Source organism: Ruegeria sp. THAF57 (assembly GCF_903914075.1).
Taxonomy (GTDB): Bacteria; Pseudomonadota; Alphaproteobacteria; order Rhodobacterales; family Rhodobacteraceae; genus Ruegeria.
Window position 1 is genome coordinate 24,018 of record NZ_CAIWNQ010000002.1, and the last position, 16,046, is coordinate 40,063.

Annotated in this window: 6 protein-coding genes; 2 read left to right on the forward strand and 4 right to left on the reverse strand. The window is 53.6% G+C overall.

Annotated features, from left to right (window positions below; genetic code table 11):
* Positions 1-4: 4 nt before the first annotated feature.
* The 4 genes from RUESEDTHA_RS04115 to RUESEDTHA_RS04130 form a co-directional block, all read right to left on the reverse strand.
* The gene (locus tag RUESEDTHA_RS04115) at positions 5-8,236 is read right to left on the reverse strand and encodes a cadherin-like domain-containing protein (protein ID WP_180884665.1); all 8,232 of its coding nucleotides are present in this window, start codon (positions 8,234-8,236) and stop codon (positions 5-7) included.
* Positions 8,237-8,632: 396 nt separating this feature from the next.
* The gene (locus tag RUESEDTHA_RS04120; protein ID WP_180884667.1) at positions 8,633-9,949 is read right to left on the reverse strand and encodes an MFS transporter; all 1,317 of its coding nucleotides are present in this window, start codon (positions 9,947-9,949) and stop codon (positions 8,633-8,635) included.
* A 39-nt stretch (positions 9,950-9,988) separates the two neighbouring features.
* Positions 9,989-11,485 (reverse strand): sulfatase, encoded by a 1,497-nt coding sequence (locus tag RUESEDTHA_RS04125; RefSeq protein WP_180884669.1) that lies wholly within the window; start codon positions 11,483-11,485, stop codon positions 9,989-9,991.
* Between the two features lie 4 nt (positions 11,486-11,489).
* Entirely contained in the window at positions 11,490-13,898 is a 2,409-nt protein-coding gene (locus tag RUESEDTHA_RS04130) for a glycoside hydrolase family 3 C-terminal domain-containing protein (protein ID WP_180884671.1), read from the reverse strand.
* Positions 13,899-14,047: 149 nt separating this feature from the next.
* Between RUESEDTHA_RS04130 and RUESEDTHA_RS04135 the strand changes: the two genes are divergently transcribed.
* Together RUESEDTHA_RS04135 and RUESEDTHA_RS04140 are read left to right on the forward strand one after the other, a co-directional pair.
* Entirely contained in the window at positions 14,048-15,091 is a 1,044-nt protein-coding gene (locus RUESEDTHA_RS04135) for an AraC family transcriptional regulator (RefSeq protein ID WP_180884673.1), read from the forward strand.
* A 483-nt stretch (positions 15,092-15,574) separates the two neighbouring features.
* Positions 15,575-16,045 (forward strand): hypothetical protein, encoded by a 471-nt coding sequence (locus RUESEDTHA_RS04140; RefSeq protein ID WP_180884675.1) that lies wholly within the window; start codon positions 15,575-15,577, stop codon positions 16,043-16,045.
* The last annotated feature ends 1 nt before the right edge of the window (position 16,046 follow it).

Sequence of the window (16,046 nt, forward strand, 5' to 3'; positions counted from 1 at the left end):
AGGGTCAGATCACTGCTGTTTGCTGGGCACCATCAGCGTCGTTGAAGATCACCTCGACCTCGGCTGAAAAGCCGCCTCCGGCTGTATTGACCGTCGCAACCAGTGATCCGCGCACATCAAGCTCTCCGTTTGAATTGTCGTAGGTGACTTCTGATCCAAGATTGGTGGGGTCTACGTTGACTAAGGCCGTCAGGTCAATTTGGTCCCCTCCGGCTGGTCCGTCATAATCAGTGATCACATCGGACATGGTCAGGTCGGTCATCACAAAGATGTCCGATCCTGCGCCGCCCTCCAAACTGTCGGATCCTTCACCGCCGTTCAGAATATCGGACCCGGACCCACCGATCAAAACATCGTTCCCAGAACCGCCAATGGCCCAATCATCATCAGCACCCAGATCAACACTATAGCCGTCACCAGAGGCCGAGAGATCAATGAAATCGTCGCCCCCCAACAAGCTGAAGCCTTCGATCTCGGCATAGGGTGAGGTGCCGGACAGAACCACACCGTCATTACCCGACGTGCCTTTGGCTATGTCGTTACCTCCAACGGCCCCGGTCACGTCATCCAGCAGATCGCGCGGTGCGCCCGCAGGGTTCGTGATCGTGGTTCCCGTGACCTCCATCTGAAGTGTGTCGATATCCAGATTGGCGGTTGCCGGAGTGCTGGCAGGGGGCGTCGCGCTATCTACGACGTCATAGGTCAATATGGGCGTTCCCACATACGCATTTGGCACAGTTATCTGCACACCACCTGCCTGCACATCAACAGTCACGTTGGCCGGATCGTCCGATGTGACATTGGCTATGCTCAACGCATCCATATCACTGGCGTTTGCCAGCAACTCAGCGTTAGTGATGAAAAACACCGGGTCCGTGGAGGTGATGTCGACAGGACCAGAAACGCCCGGGACGTCATTCACATCAAAGCTGAAAGCAACCGGCGAAGACGTGCCGTGGTTCGTCGTTGCCACGACTGAGCCCTCAACCGCGCCAGCAAAATCACCCGGTAACAGAACGGTCACTGCAGCCACCAGGGCCGTGAACTCTGCAGATGTCAACGCGCCCCGAGTCAGTGTCAGGGTTTGCCTATCGGGTGACAGAACACCATCCGAAACGGTTGCCCCAGCGGGCAGCGGGTCGTTGAACGAAACGACGACCTCATCCAACGTTTCTATGCCAAGAGTATCCGTGACGATAGCGTCGATGCCAAGTTCCACCGCAATCGAAGTTCCGGTTTGCGCGGAAGAATCCGGGTCAGGATCAACCGTAAGATCCAGATCGAGCGATGGTGTAATCGTCAACTCAAGATCAACAGGAGCTGAACTTTCGGAATCCGAGAAACTACCATCCAGCGCCGTATCGGTAGTTACGGCCACCACCTCAAGTGTGACATCACCGGCAAAGTCCAGCAGCGGATCAAAGGTCACCTCTGAAATTGGGATAAAGTTGGTTGCACCACTTGGGCTCGTGCCAACGGGGAAACCCGGAATTGTCACGACACCGCCGACAACTGGCTGCTCGACCCCGTCTAACAGGATTTTTCCACCCGGCGGCACGGTGATTTGGAACTCCAGGGTCTCGTGCGGGTCTGGCGTCGTACCGGAAATATCCAGAACATAGACAGTCGCATCATCCTCGACCCCGGTATCGGGTGTTACCGTGGCGGTTACCGTTGGCAGATCCGCGTCAGGCCTGACGCGGACAATAAAATCAACCGACCCGCTATTACTGTCGGAATTCGCGATTTCGAGGGTGTTCACGGTCAGAGTCAGTGGAATTTCATCCGGTATCGACGAATCCAACCCGTCTGGTGTCCTGGCGTGTTCATCGCGCAGCACGAACTGAACCTGTTCGAACGCATCGTCTGATATCGTGAACGTCCCGTCTCCGTTGTTGATAAAACCGCTGGAGGGCCCCGTGACGAGCAAATAATCCGGTACGCCGGACAAAACCAATGTCACCTCTTCCGACCCATCCTGATCGGGGGAATCCGCGTCCAAAACGCTTCCCAGCGTGAATGGAACGTCTTCGATGATCGTGATTACTGGCGTAGCCCCGCTGAGATCAACAAAGGGTTGTCCGGTATCGGGATCAATTGGCGTCTGATCGAAGTTGAAAAACGGTTCGTCAGCAACAGGAATGATCTCCAGAGTCTGTGTGATCGTGTTTGCCAACCTAGACCCGTCCAGGTCTTCGGATGCGGCGGTCACAGAATATTCCAAGGGGCCGCTGTAATGTTCATTTGCTGTAATCTGCAAGGAGGGCAATTGGTCAACGGTAACCGCATATCTGGTCTTCCCGCCGGGTAGCGATGTTCCGGGGATCGCGTTTCCATCCCCATCCAGCAAAGCACCACCATTCGTACTATCTATTTCGATGATAATGTCGCCAAAGGGCTTCTCGCCGGGGTCAATGCCGCGAATTTCGATATTGGGCGTAAAAGGCGTATCCTCAAGAACTGAATTTTCTGCAAGCACCACAATATCGGGGCCGTCGACAACCGGGTTGATCGTGATTGCGAAGGACGAGGTCCCGTCTGTCGTTGTGTTACAGGTCGCATTGATCAGAATCATCGAATAGTCGAGTTCGTTCAGCCCGTCATAAGGGTCATCAGGCCCGAAAGTTTCTTCGGGCAGGAAGGGATCTGGGCTGGATTCATGCTCGGGTGGGGTAAACAGAAGCGAACCTGCTGTCTGGGTAGGGTCGGAAGGATCGACACCCAGCACACTCAGGTCTATGGCATATTGCCCGGTAACCGGGTCGAAGATAACGGCTCCGGGCGGGTCACTGCTGAGCATCGCACCTTCGGGCAAGTCAATAGCGAGCCCAAAACTGCCAGTTACATTGTTTGGCAAATTCACAAGGTCATCAATACTGTCATAATATGGAGGATCCGGCGTGATTTTGATCTTGAACGCAATCTCGGTGTCTTCATCCCCGCTGCCGACCAATTCCAATATCGGCAATGGCAATTCTTGTTCTGTCTCACAGGGATCAGGGTCAATCCCGGGCTCGGGCACCACTACGATGCTGATCTCTTCCGATACCGCCGCCCCTCCGGGCAGGTTATCGATCTGTTGAACGATCTCTTCGATGGGTAGGCCGGCCAGACTGGACAGGTCTTCATCGTCTTCCACGACAATGGCGGTAAAGGTCAGGTTGTAATACGTTGCTTCGGCAACAGGGGTCGGAACGAATTGAAGATTTGCCAATTGGCTTTCGGTAACCAGATAGCTTTCGCCAGTTGTATCCACTGGGGTCGCGTTTGCAAAACTGGTGACCGGGTCCACGCCTGTGATCAGGTAGTAAATCGTTTCTGAACCATCAAAATCCGCAGCCGGATCACCTTCGGGCACAAGTATCTCAGTCATTACGCCGGTCAGCGGGGTCACGTCGGCGATAAAGGTTTCATCCTGCTGGTCGCTCGTCACGCCATTTTGGATAACGCTGTCCAGCAGGCGACTGTCCAGAAAGAACGGAGCATTGGAGAATCCGGCATATCCGTAGATCAGTTCAGAATTGGGGCGGGTATCCGTTGTGCCACCGGGATTGAATTCATTAGCGATGGTGCCTGAATATGCCGTTTCGTCCTGTGTGGTAATGATCGGATCATCCGCCACGCCGGTTACAGTAAGCGTGGCGGTTCCATTTGCCTCAAGGACTTGGAGCGGATCGAGTCTTTCGAAGTAAATTAGAGAAACGTCAAAAACGAAGTCTTCGTTACTGTCTTGCCCTGGAATGACCCACAAATTCGAAGCCACTCCAACTTCTAATTCAAGCTGGCCAGACCCGCCTGTGAAAATCGGAATCAACTCCATTGAACCGGGTTCACCCGGAGGGCCATCAAAAAACCTGGGAACACGACCCCCAGAATCAGGAACGATGTTGCTGACTATGACGATATCGAGGATCGCTTCGGGCGATTCAGGTGAATTCGTTGGGTTATCGATCAGATTTCCATCAATCGGAAAGAACACAGCCGTATCTTCGGCTGTCGTGTAGCTCTCGCTGGGGTCGCCGCCGTCAATAACCGGATCAACATATAGCTGGTCCGAAAGCTGCGTTACCCGCGTCCCGCCACCGTCAGATTCGGTTGTTACAACTTCTACGGTTGCGCTTGCGGGTCCAGCAAAATGCAGTGGGACGCCGCGCACCTCTGCGCCCGTCCAGCCGCCGTTCTCAAGGCTCCAGGTGTTGAAACCCGGAGGCGTATCTACTTCTGTCAGCAAAGCCAAAATCTTGGGACCACCCGGATTGTCGGGGTCAGGTACAAAAATTGTGACGTTAGCAGGCACATTACGCAGGACCACTGCAGTAACTTGTTCACTGCCGTCCTGATCCTGAATGATCGGTTCGAACGGGATTTGCCAGACACCGCCAGCGGCGTCGATCTCACCTTCGTTGCCTTCGGGCAATTCAAGGATAACAGCGATGTTGTTGACCGGGTCGACGTCTACATCAAAGGTCGCATCTGACACCTGTTCATCCATGGTGTCTGTGTTGTCGTCTTGCGTAGTCAGGGTAATCTTCAGATCATCGCCAAAAAAGTCGCCAACAGAACTGAAAGGATCACCATTGTCTCGGTCCACGTCATAGTCTTCGTAAAGGGACGGGGTAAGCCGAATAGAACCTTCAAAGCTGGTCACATCTGGCGTAAACGTAATCTTCAACTCGCCGGTTGCCGGATCATAGGTTACGGTGCCGATTTTGGCCTGTTCTGCGGCGTCCAAAGGTGACGTGCCGTCGGCCGAGAAAAACACGGCTGGGTCTACGGTCGTATTCGTCAGGAAGTCGGCGATCCAGTCGGTCGGGATATTGGACATGACCAGTGTTCTTAACTCTTCCGACCCATCCGTATCCGGAGTTTCCGCATCAAGCCCGACAAACAGGCTGACCTGACCGGGCCCGGAACCGTCGTCCGTGCTTTCCAGCAAGGTTAGGATGTCAGCCCCGCTGACCGAGCCATCTTCGACACTGGCTGACACAGAGGTCGGGCTGCCGTCGGCAACTTCAGCCGCGGTCAGGACAAAGACCGAAGCGGTCAAATCCGCTTCTGCGCGCGGATTGACGGTTTGTGTTAAATCAAACGTGCCGGTGTTGAAGTTGTCCGTAAGATCATCTTCGACATCTCCGGTGGTCGTTTCATTCCAGGACAATTCACCATTAAGCGTCAGAACACCGCTAAAGTGTTGCGGGACGACGGTTTCCAACGATTCCAGTGCCGAAGTATATTCTGCCTGCGTCGCGCCGCCTGCCGGGGTAAATGAGTATGACACACTGTCCGCTGTCGACCCGGTCTGGGTGATTGTCACGAAACCCGCCAGCGCCGGATCGGAAACGCGCAGCTCTAGTTGGTTTGTGTCCGAAGGATCAAAAATGTCACTTGCGGTTGCGACTGTAATTGTCAGAGCAAGTGAAGAGATCGTCTCGGAGCCGTCATTGTCGGTTAAAGCTACACCCGAAATATCAATTTCGATTGCGCGCCTGCCGTTAACGTTTTCATTCTTGCTGATATCCTCGGCATTTACATTCAGGTCATCCACGATCGCGTCTACGTCGACATCCACGCTGTCAGATGCCGTTTGTGTATCCGGCGGCAAAGGCGGTGCCTGATCCAAAGAAGTCACAGTGGCGACCAAGTCATCCCCAACGATTGTTGCGACATCGCGATCGTCATTGGGCAGAGGGGTCATCCTGATAGCCCCATCGAATTCGGTCACGTCAGCAATCAAAGTGATCGTCAACGTCGTTCCTGAAATCGATGCCGAGTCGACTTGTGCCGCGCCTTGTTCGAATAGCGCGGGGTCAACGGCACCGCCCGTATTCGCCACCCAACCAACCGGCACATTTTCGACAACGATCTGCGTCAGAGCTTCCGAACCGTCCCGGTCCGGCGTTTCGGCCTCGATCAGCAACAAAAAGGACGTGTCTTCATCAACCAGATAGTTGTCGGGCCCGCGTTCATCGACATTTGCGACGCTGTCATCAACGGACAGTATTATCGTCGGTTCGGCTACCGGCGTGACATTCAGATCAAAGCTATCGACGGCGACCGTCGGATCGCCCTCGTCGGTGTCAACGGTGACAGTGATCGTAATCACGCCCGAGTAATGTGTCGGCAGACTGGTCACAGCCAGCGATTGCAACGTCGCCAGATCACCCGTCCATTGCGTCGTTCCTGCGGGGTTTAAAACAGTACCATCGCTTAGAGTGGTGTCACCGACTGGAAGGTTGGCAAAATCCAAGATGATAGACGTTATTGATTCCGATCCGTCGATATCGGTAACGTCGACATTCACGTTCAACGGAATGTCCTCGTCCAGATCCTCGATCACTGTGATGTCGTTTACGGATATCTCGACATCCTGCTCCGAATTTATGGTGATCGTAAACGTACCGGTTTCCACACCATCATCAGGCCCAGTATCCGTTTCACCCGCTAAAATTGCCTCGTTCGTGGTGAAGGTGGCACTACCTGTCAGCGGTGTTGTCGTCGAAAAGTCGTCGGGAAATCGGATGATAAGATCTTGATATTGCGCGAAAGTCAGGCTGTCCAATGTAAGAACTGTGCCTGCTGGTGCGGGTTGGAAGGTCACGCCGCCATCTGTCGAATAAGCAGTGTTTGCAGGCAGCCCGTTAATGACAACATCGACCCTTGCGATGGTTTCAGATCCATCAAGATCGGTCGGCTGCCCTGTCACGGCATCGGCAGGACGCACATCCAGCGGGGCCGTAGTTGTGTTGTCTTCGTCCAAGACACCCGGCGGATCGTTTTCGTCTATCGTGATTGTGCCAGAGCCGAACAGCTCCAAATCACCTTCTGCGCCGATATCTACGATCCGGGTGGCTGTCACCGTCCCATCAACCGGCGTATCTGTTGCGGCTGAAACGTCTTCGTCTGTCTGAATGTCCAGAGTCAGCGTCAGCGGCAATTCGTCAGCCGTTCTAAGATCCGTGCGGCTTTCGGTTGAAAAGTCGGTAGGTAGAGTCAGTTCCAGCCCGTCATATGCGGCTTGAATATCCGAAACCTGATCCGCCGTCATAGTGATGGTAAGAGTCGTTGAACCGTTGAGCGTTGGCCTTACCACAGCTTCCGCGCCAGCGGGCACGACCAGCCCAAGGCTTGCAACCGTCGATCCGGCTGGAAGCCCCTTGATGGTCAAAGTCAGCGACTCGTAGTCTTCAGAGCCATCAATGTCCGTAACTTTCGGAGCAAGCAATTCAGAGGGCTTGAACCTGGTCGGTGCGTCGGATTCATCAACGACGGTATCCGGCCCTGTATCATCGATTATGGCGTCCCCTTCAGCAAAGACAGTGATTGGGAATTCCAGCTGCGACATACCTAAGAACGTCGTTTCGATCGCAATTGAAGCCTGCAAAGGGCCAGTGGGTGCATCATTTCGACTCTCAGTCGAAAAATCGGTCGGAAAGGTCAGGACCAAAGCGTTAAAATCCGCCTCGCTGCCCGAGAAGTTCAGCGTCGCAACACCACCAGCATCAACGATCTGTCCAATGTTGGTACGTGTCCCCAACGGCAGTTCTGTGATCTGCAAAGTGACCAGGCTGACAGCTTCACCAATATCGGCTTGCTCAAGGTTGAACTCTATAAATGATGCAGGACGGAAACTGACAGGCGCGTCGGTTTCAAATGCGATTGGTTGCCCCGTCAGTTCAATATCGTTTTCACCGGGTTCGGGTACGCCATCATCGTCTTCGCCCCCCAGATCATCGCCAAAGAACCTTCTGTTTGTTTCATTGTCGGATGGATAGTCGGTTGGCGGCAGCAATGGGTTAAATTCCAAACCAGTAAGCGGGTCGCCCACATCCACCGGCTCTTGCTCGCCGGTTCCGGGCCGGGCAGCACCCAATCCCATCATCTGGGCCACAGTCAGCCGCGGAATATCGCCCAATTGATCCCATTCGCCCAATGCCTCAATGGCATTCGTCAGCGTTGTCGCTGCGATCGGAACGCCATCAAACTGAAGAATATAATTATTCTCAGCTCCAGATAGCAGCGCAACAACTTGCCCATCTGTCCCAATTAGGAACAAGTCTCCATCAACGATGGCATAACGGTCGGTGACAAATCCATCTGGCAAATTGACGGCGGCCAACCCTTCGGTATCGATTACCAGTCGAAAAAGATCGGGCGTTTCAACTAAAGCGGAAGCCAATTGCGCAGGTGTCACTGAATCAGCAAACCGCTGCCCTTGGTCTATCGTGTCTTTGGCCATAACTCTGTCCCAAATCAAAACAACACACTACTTAATGCGAATACGTTAGCACTTTGGCAGGGTTTGCCCAAGGGATGTGTCGCAAACTTTTGCGGCCTGTCCAACAAGGATCACTCATTCAAAAAGAGAGACTAAGGGTCTGGTTTTCAAGGTCTTCATCGTCAGGTTGAGAAAGAGCGCCAGGCGCCGAGCCCTCAAATTGTTCAGGCGCCCAACGTGCTTCTGCCGGCGCTTGGTTGCCGCGCGAAGAGTGCGGCCTGGCGTTGTTGTAGCCGTATCGCCAGCACGATCCGAAATACCCCTAAGGTATCGATCCTTAAACCTCCTGAGAGATACAGTTGCCGGAAACTAAACGGATTTTAGAGCCGTTTCGTCTTGTAGTGCTCTTACGTGAGATTACTTCCGCCCGTACAAGGTATCCTTGATATATGGTCTGAGAAACAGCAGTGGTGGGATCGAAAGAAACGCACCAAAAGCGGGCATAAGCGAAACCAACCAAAATATCCCGGCAACAGCGTCCGCATTCTGGGCTTGGTTGGCGACGTATCCTGTTGCCGCCAGTATCATGCCAGCAGCCCACGCCGCGAGCCCGGTGCTGGCTTTGTTCGAGAAGGTGAACGCAGCAAAAGCAATTCCTTCGGAACGGATGCCGGTTTGAGTGACCACATAATCAACCGTGTCGCCGATAAGCACAGGTATCAGTACGGCAATTGGTGCAACAAGAAACCCTCCGACAAATGTCAGCAACAACACGATCGGCAAACTGTCAAATCCGATCCAGAAATAGGCCAAACCCACAAATCCTCGGATTACGGTAGAGATCAAAATTGTCTCGACTTTTCCAATCCGCGCTGCACAGAAAACCGTGGGCCAAATACCTAAGACGGTCCCCAGCAACATCGTCCCCATAATGGGTGCCAGCAAACCGGCGTCGCCCAGCGTATACTCAGCATAATATGGGCTGGCGATGGTTGGCACAAAAGACAGGCAGCCCAGAACCGAACTGAGGATCAACAACTGTAGGGGCCGATTCTGACGTAAAAGACCAAGTTGGTCACCTAACGAGTATTTCTTTGTGGTTGGTACCACCTTTTCTCGCACGCCAATTCCGGCCAACAACAGCAACGGAACGGCGATGCAGGCAAATACGAAAACCGCAAACAGATACCCGGCGGACTTGTCGTCGGGCGCGTAGGCTTGCGCGACGACCGGCACCAAGACGCCCGCCGCGGCAAGCGCCAACATGGCGACAACACGTCCAACCGCAACAACACGAGCGCGTTCCTTATCGTTGCGTGTCATCGTTGCAGTCAGTGACCATATCGGAATGTCGGTCATCGTGTAGAAAACCGTCCAGGCAATATAGACCGCATAGGCGTAGACAAGATTCCCTTCAGACCCCAACTGCGGGTTCATGAACATGGCAACCGTCAGAACACCAAGTGGCAGAGGAGCGCCAAGCAACCAGGGGCGGAACTTTCCCAACCGGGTTCGCGTCCGTTCAGCCACATACCCCATTATCGGGTCGTTCACTGCATCAAAGATACGTGCCACCAATAGCAGCGTAGCAACGGCCGCCGGCATCAGTCCCAGGATGTCCGTGAAGGCCATCAACAGGAAATTGAGCTGGATCACAAAGAGGATGTTCTGACCACCTAAGGCCAAGGCAAAGGAGCTCAAAACCGGTGCGGAAACTCGATCGGTCTGCGTCATGTATTTTGCTTTTTCTTATCTGAGATTTGAACTTGGGCTTTATTTCCAGCCGCGTGGGTTTTGGACCACTTCATCCGCTTTGGACGTCAACACCGTGATCAGCTCATCCAGCACCTCAACATGTTTGGCGGAAAGATCGTGAGCCTCATTATCCAGATCCAATCGACTCAAGTGTGGACGTCTGCGCCCCCGATCTTTGGGGTTGATGCTAAGCTTGAAGGTATCATTGCGAATTGCGACCGGTTCTGTCCCAATGGTCGGGAAATAATAAAGAACATCATGTGGCGACTCTGTACCATTCAGAAAAACGCCCGAAATATCGGTCCCATCAATGTTTCGATCTTGCGGTTGTGGGATATTCAGAAGCGACAGCAGCGTCGGGAACAGATCAGTGTTCATTGCCATTGCGCTGCTGACCGTTCCGGCCTCGACCCTGCCGGGCCATCTCAGTATCATTGGCACTCGCTGACCGCCTTCCAAGGTCTGTTGCTTGCGCCCGCGCAGGTGGCCTGAGCTGCCATTGTAATCGGCGCCGTTGTCGCTGGTAACAATAACGATTGTGTTTTCGGAAATACCGGCACGGTCAATCGCATCCAGGATCGAACCTGTACTGCGATCAAGATCTTCAACCGCATCGCCATAAACGCCAGCTTCGGAAGTTCCGGCAAACTCCGGGTCCGCATAAAGCGGGACGTGCGGCAAGCTGTGCGCGAGATACAAGAAAAACGGCTTATCTTCTGCATTTTGAATGAAGGATACGGCTTCTTCAGTGTACTTCCGTGTTAACTGGCGCTGATCAATCCCGTTTCCGGGCAATGGGTTTTGCTCATCCGTTTCAGCGGCAAACCAACCGCCCTTTCGCTGATCTTGAATCAAGACTTGATCGTTTTTGAACAGGTCAAATGGGTACATGTCATTGCTGTGCAAGACACCGTACCAGTCGTCGAAACCGAAGTCGTTTGGGCGATAGCCCTCTTTGTTGCCCAAGTGCCATTTTCCGACCATCTGAGTGACGTAGCCAGTCTCTTTTAGAACTTCGGCCAAAGTGATCTCTTCTTTCGGGAGTTCATTGGCCAGCCCCATAATGCGACGCATGGCGCCAATCGGATGACTGCTGGGGAAAAAAACATGTTTGTCCGTCCGCGTGCGCGGCGGCATTCGCCCCGTCAGCAAAGCAGCGCGCGAAGGTGAGCACACCGGCGAGGCCGAGTAGAAATCGGTCATTCGCAACCCTTCTTCGGCCAGCGCATCCATTCGTGGCGTGTTAATCAGGGCATTGCCGTAAGAGGACAAGTCACCCCAGCCCAGATCATCAAACATGATCAAGACGATATTTGGCTGATCCTTTGAAACCGGTTCCAGCGCCGACAGATAGTCCAGTTTTGCCTGCATGTGGCGGGCATCGACGGTTGGGCCCTTCCATTCGACCCAAGCATAGCGCAGCGGCACCAGTAACATGAGCGCTACCAAGGCCAGGACAATGGGTCCTCCGATGATCAACGCAGCCCATTTGAAAGAAGACTTGAATAAACTCATGACACTACCCCTTGAAACCGCGCTTGAATGCTGCGCCGTAGCGCCCGTTCAGCATAAGAAGGACCATGTCCAACATTTTGGGACTGAAAGCGCCGTTGCTCATGGTGACAAGGTTGCGCATCGGTAGGCTGGACAGCAAAGCGTCACGCAACCGGATGGCTTCTTCATCCGTATGGCCGCCCAGCATTTTGTTTGCGTCCTTTACAACCTTTCGGAACAAAAGACGTCCCAACCGAGTTTCCTGAAGCTCGTGCAATGTAGATAAAGGCGTGAACGGGCGCGTTTTATCCTGAGGGATCAATACCCCGCCCTGCCCCGTGAACTGCGCGTCGCTCATGCTGATTGCAGGGCGTTCGGGGGTTGGTCGGCGTGCAGGATTCCCGGTTTTAAGTGTAACTTTGCCTGACAGACGGATATCCGTAACCGAAGCGCCGACGAGAATGTCGAAGTCACCGTCTTCCGTAACCCAGTCTGCACGAGCTACATCGTAAAACGAAAAAGCGCGCGAAGGCAGGTCCATGCGCACGGTTTTGCTTTCACCGGGTTCAAGCATCACCTTGTGGAAACCCTTAAGTTCGCGTTTGGGGCGCGGCTGGCTACAGACTTGATCACGAACGTAAAACTGTACGATCTCAGCCCCGGCGCGATTTCCAGTATTTGTCACGGTTAACTCGGCCACGACTTTGGCTTCCCCTGCAGCCCCGCCAATGTGCAGTTTCAAGTCGCTGTATTGGAAGCGGGTGTAACTTAACCCATGGCCAAAGGGGAACTGCACCGGAACGTCATAGGTGACAAAATAGCGGTAACCGATATTGAGCCCTTCGCGATAAATGACCCGACGCGGTTCGCCGGGGAAATGGGCATCCGAGGCACAATCCTCCATGGCCATCGGGTAAGTCTCGGCAAGCTTGCCTGAAGGGGACACATCGCCAAAAAGTATTCTGGGCAAGGCATTTGCACCTGCCTGACCGGCCAATTGCAGGGTCATGACGGCCTGAACCTCGTTGATCCAAGGCATTTCAATCGCGGACCCGTTGGACAATATGACAACCGTGTTCGGGTTGACCTTTGTCACGGCCTCGACAAGCCGGTTGACCTGCGCAGGCAACGCAAGTGTGTCGCGATCGACACCTTCGGCCTCAAACCTAGCGGTCAAACCAGCGAGCAGTACAACCTTGTCGGCGTTTTGGGCTGCTTCGACAGCCGCCGCAATTAAGGTCGGGTCATCTTCGGCGGTATCTGCATCAAAACCACGCGCAAAACTGACTTCGGCATTAGGCTCCAGATAAGTACGTAGCGCATCCAGTGGGGTATCTAGCTTCCATGGATTGACCTGCGAACTGCCAGCCCCCTGAAACCGAGGGGTTTCGGCAAAGCCTCCTATCACCGCAATTTTCCCAATGGCTTTCAAAGGAAGAAGCCCACCGTCGTTCTTCAGGAGAACGGCACTTTCTTCTGCTGCGCGCCTAGCCAGATCGTGATGCGCCTGCATATCCACGTGGGCCGTGCCATCTTTCCGATCAGTCGCGGCCAGCATGAGCTTGAGAATACGCAACACCGTTTTATCCAGATCAGCTTCAGACAATTGGCCAGAGCGGACCGCCCACGCTATGCGCGCGTCATTGACCCCCTTGTTGCCGGGCATCTCAAGATCCATCCCAGCCTTGACGCCCTCGACCCGGTCATTTTGACCACCCCAATCGGTCATGACGAGACCTTCAAAACCCCAATCCTGGCGCAGAACCTTGTTCAGAAGGTAATCGCTGTCGCTGCAAAACGTGCCGTTCAAACGGTTATAGGCGCACATGACAGACCAAGGTTGCGCCTCTTTGACCACTGTCTCAAAAGCCGGGCAGTAAATTTCGCGCAAGGTTCGTTCGTCAACAAGCGTGTCGATGACCATCCGCTGTGTTTCTTGATTGTTTGCCGCAAAATGTTTGACACAGGCACCTACGCCCTCAGATTGCAGCCCTTCTACCAATGCCGCAGCCAGTTTGCCGGACACATACGGATCTTCCGAGAAGTATTCAAAGTTGCGCCCGCAGGTGGGATGTCGCTTGATGTTGATACCCGGACCAAGAAGAACACTGACACCCTCGTGTCGACATTCAGCACCAAGTGCCCGACCGATTTCGCTCATCAAGTCTGTGTTCCACGTCGCCGCCAAAGCCGACGCTGTCGGAAAACAAGTTGCGGGAACGGAATGGTTAAAACCCATATGATCCGCTGCACCTTTTTGCTTGCGCAATCCATGCGGCCCGTCCGTCACCATCAAAGGGCCAATGCCGTGGCGATCCAACGATTTCAGGCTCCAAAAATCCTCACCCGAACACAGTGCCGCCTTCTCTTCGACAGACAAGGAATGCAAAATGTCCGATGCTTTGTTTTCATAGTTTTTTGGACCAATTCCCACCCGGTTCCCTCCCCCTTTAGGCCACGCGCCGAGCGCATATCGGCGTTACAGCGAAATCGGAGGGCAATAATCTGCCAATCCGCCCAGAATGTTGATGGCACTATGGGCCAGTTTTTTGACATTTGAGACCACTTTGCTATCAAGCGCCCATGTTTCCGCTTGATCATTCTCGGCCTACAGGCAGCTTACGAATTTTGGTTGAGGCCGCGCAGGAATATGGCCTGTCTTCTGAGGATTGCCTTAGAGGAACCGGCCTTAGCAGTTTCGATCTTTATAATTCAGGGAAACGAATACTGTTGCGGCAGGAACTGATAGCCGTCGAAAATTTTTTAGCTCAAGTCCCGGATTCATTCGGCCTGGGAATCAAGATCGGCCGCCTGTCGCGCCCAGAGGTTTTTGGAACCTGGGGATATGCAGTTCTAAGCAGTCCGACGCTTGGCAAAGCACTGGCTGTGGCGATGGATTTTCCTGATCCATATTTTCTGATCTTGAAGATGAAATTAAAACAGGTGGGAAGTTCAGTACATGTGACTCTGGATGCTGGTGACCTTAAAGGAAGAACTAAGTGCTTTGTTCTTGAGCGACACCTGACAGTCCTGACCAATTTCACATCGAAATTGTTGCCAGACTTTCAATCCAGCGTTGCTTCGCTTAGAACCCGAATTTCGGACAAACGATTTGCAGACGCTATCGAGCGTGAATTGGATGTCAACGTCCATTTGAACTGTGATGAAGACGCACTAATTCTGCCCGCCGATTATCTGGACATCGCGCTTCCCAATCAAAACCCTGAAGAAATGGCGACAAGTCTGCAACAATGCAAAGCACAGCTAAATTCTTCTACCCCGGCTGCGCCAAAGATCATTCAGCAAGTGAGAAACCAGATATTCTCCGATGTGGCGGGAAACCTGAACGTCCGCGTGATCGCTGATCGGATGGGCATCAGTGACAGAACGTTGCGGCGTCGGTTGACGGCCGAAGGTACAAATTTTCGACGTGTATTGATCGAAGCCAGACTAGCCTTCGGGCGCGAATTACTCGAAAGCACGAATTTGGATATTTCCAGCGTCGCGTGGCGTGTTGGCTATTCCGAACCATCCAGCTTTGTAAGAGCATTCAATACCATCTACGGGCACCCCCCCGGCAAAATCAAACAACAACGTTTGAAAGCTATTAGGGCTAGAACCCATTGATTTCTGAGTAGCCGCATATTTCGGAAAAACGAGCGGTGAACTTGTCTGATCTTTCTTGGCTGCGAATGCGCAGATGACGTGTCTTAAACTTTCACTCCCAACTCCAACTGCGTTACGCGCCGTGTGCCTACATGCCGTATATCGCCAACACTTCGAAAGAGCCTTGGACATCTGACTTCGCAAAGCCCATCAGCGCCCAAGCGCACCGACCGAAATGGCACCCTTTACCGAATCAACTGTCCGTTATGCAGCGATTGGTCCGTGACTTGTTCGTGGAATACGGCAAGCCGGAGGACGACTTCGAGGTGGTGGAGTAGCCGCGTGCATTTGGGTGCGTCTGCAACGGGCGCACCCTTCCCATGGGTTTATGCTCGTCTTTCCCCACCACATCGTTGAGCGCGATGAGCAAAGAGACATGCTACGGTTTGCCATTCCAGCGCCGAGCAACGTGCAGAGCGGCGTATAACCTAGAGGACAATCACAATGGCTATTTTCCCAAGCAACGGCACCAAGATTTTCCTCAGCACAGCGGGGCAAAATTCCGAGCCTGCCGATGCAGCGGCCTATGGTGCGCTTTCATACACCGAGATCAAGGAAACCGAGTCCATCGATACATTTGGCGACACATCCAACAAGATTACTTTCGCCAGCCTTGCCGACGCGCGAACACACCGTGTCAAAGGCACCCGCGATGCAGGGGTTCTGGATTTGGTGTTGGGCCTGGACTACGCGGATGCAGGTCAAAACGCCCTGCGCACTGCGGAAGGCACTGAACATAATTATGCTTTCAAGGTGGTATTCGACGATGCCCCGCCAGCCGGAACGCCAAGTGAGCGGTACTTCATCGCCCAGGTCGGCAGTGCAGCAGAGCAAGTGGACAGCGCCGACAGTGTTTTGAAGTTGAACAGCCAGCTTTGGATCAACTCGGCAGTTACAGCGGTATCGGCTGCGTAAA

Bases quoted from the DNA above. Each gene is read 5' to 3' on its own strand.
- RUESEDTHA_RS04115 (WP_180884665.1), bottom strand. From the start codon at position 8,236: ATGGCCAAAGACACGATAGACCAAGGGCAGCGGTTTGCTGATTCAGTG.
- RUESEDTHA_RS04120 (WP_180884667.1), bottom strand. From the start codon at position 9,949: ATGACGCAGACCGATCGAGTTTCCGCACCGGTTTTGAGCTCCTTTGCC.
- RUESEDTHA_RS04125 (WP_180884669.1), bottom strand. From the start codon at position 11,485: ATGAGTTTATTCAAGTCTTCTTTCAAATGGGCTGCGTTGATCATCGGA.
- RUESEDTHA_RS04135 (WP_180884673.1), top strand. From the start codon at position 14,048: ATGTTTCCGCTTGATCATTCTCGGCCTACAGGCAGCTTACGAATTTTG.
- RUESEDTHA_RS04140 (WP_180884675.1), top strand. From the start codon at position 15,575: ATGGCTATTTTCCCAAGCAACGGCACCAAGATTTTCCTCAGCACAGCG.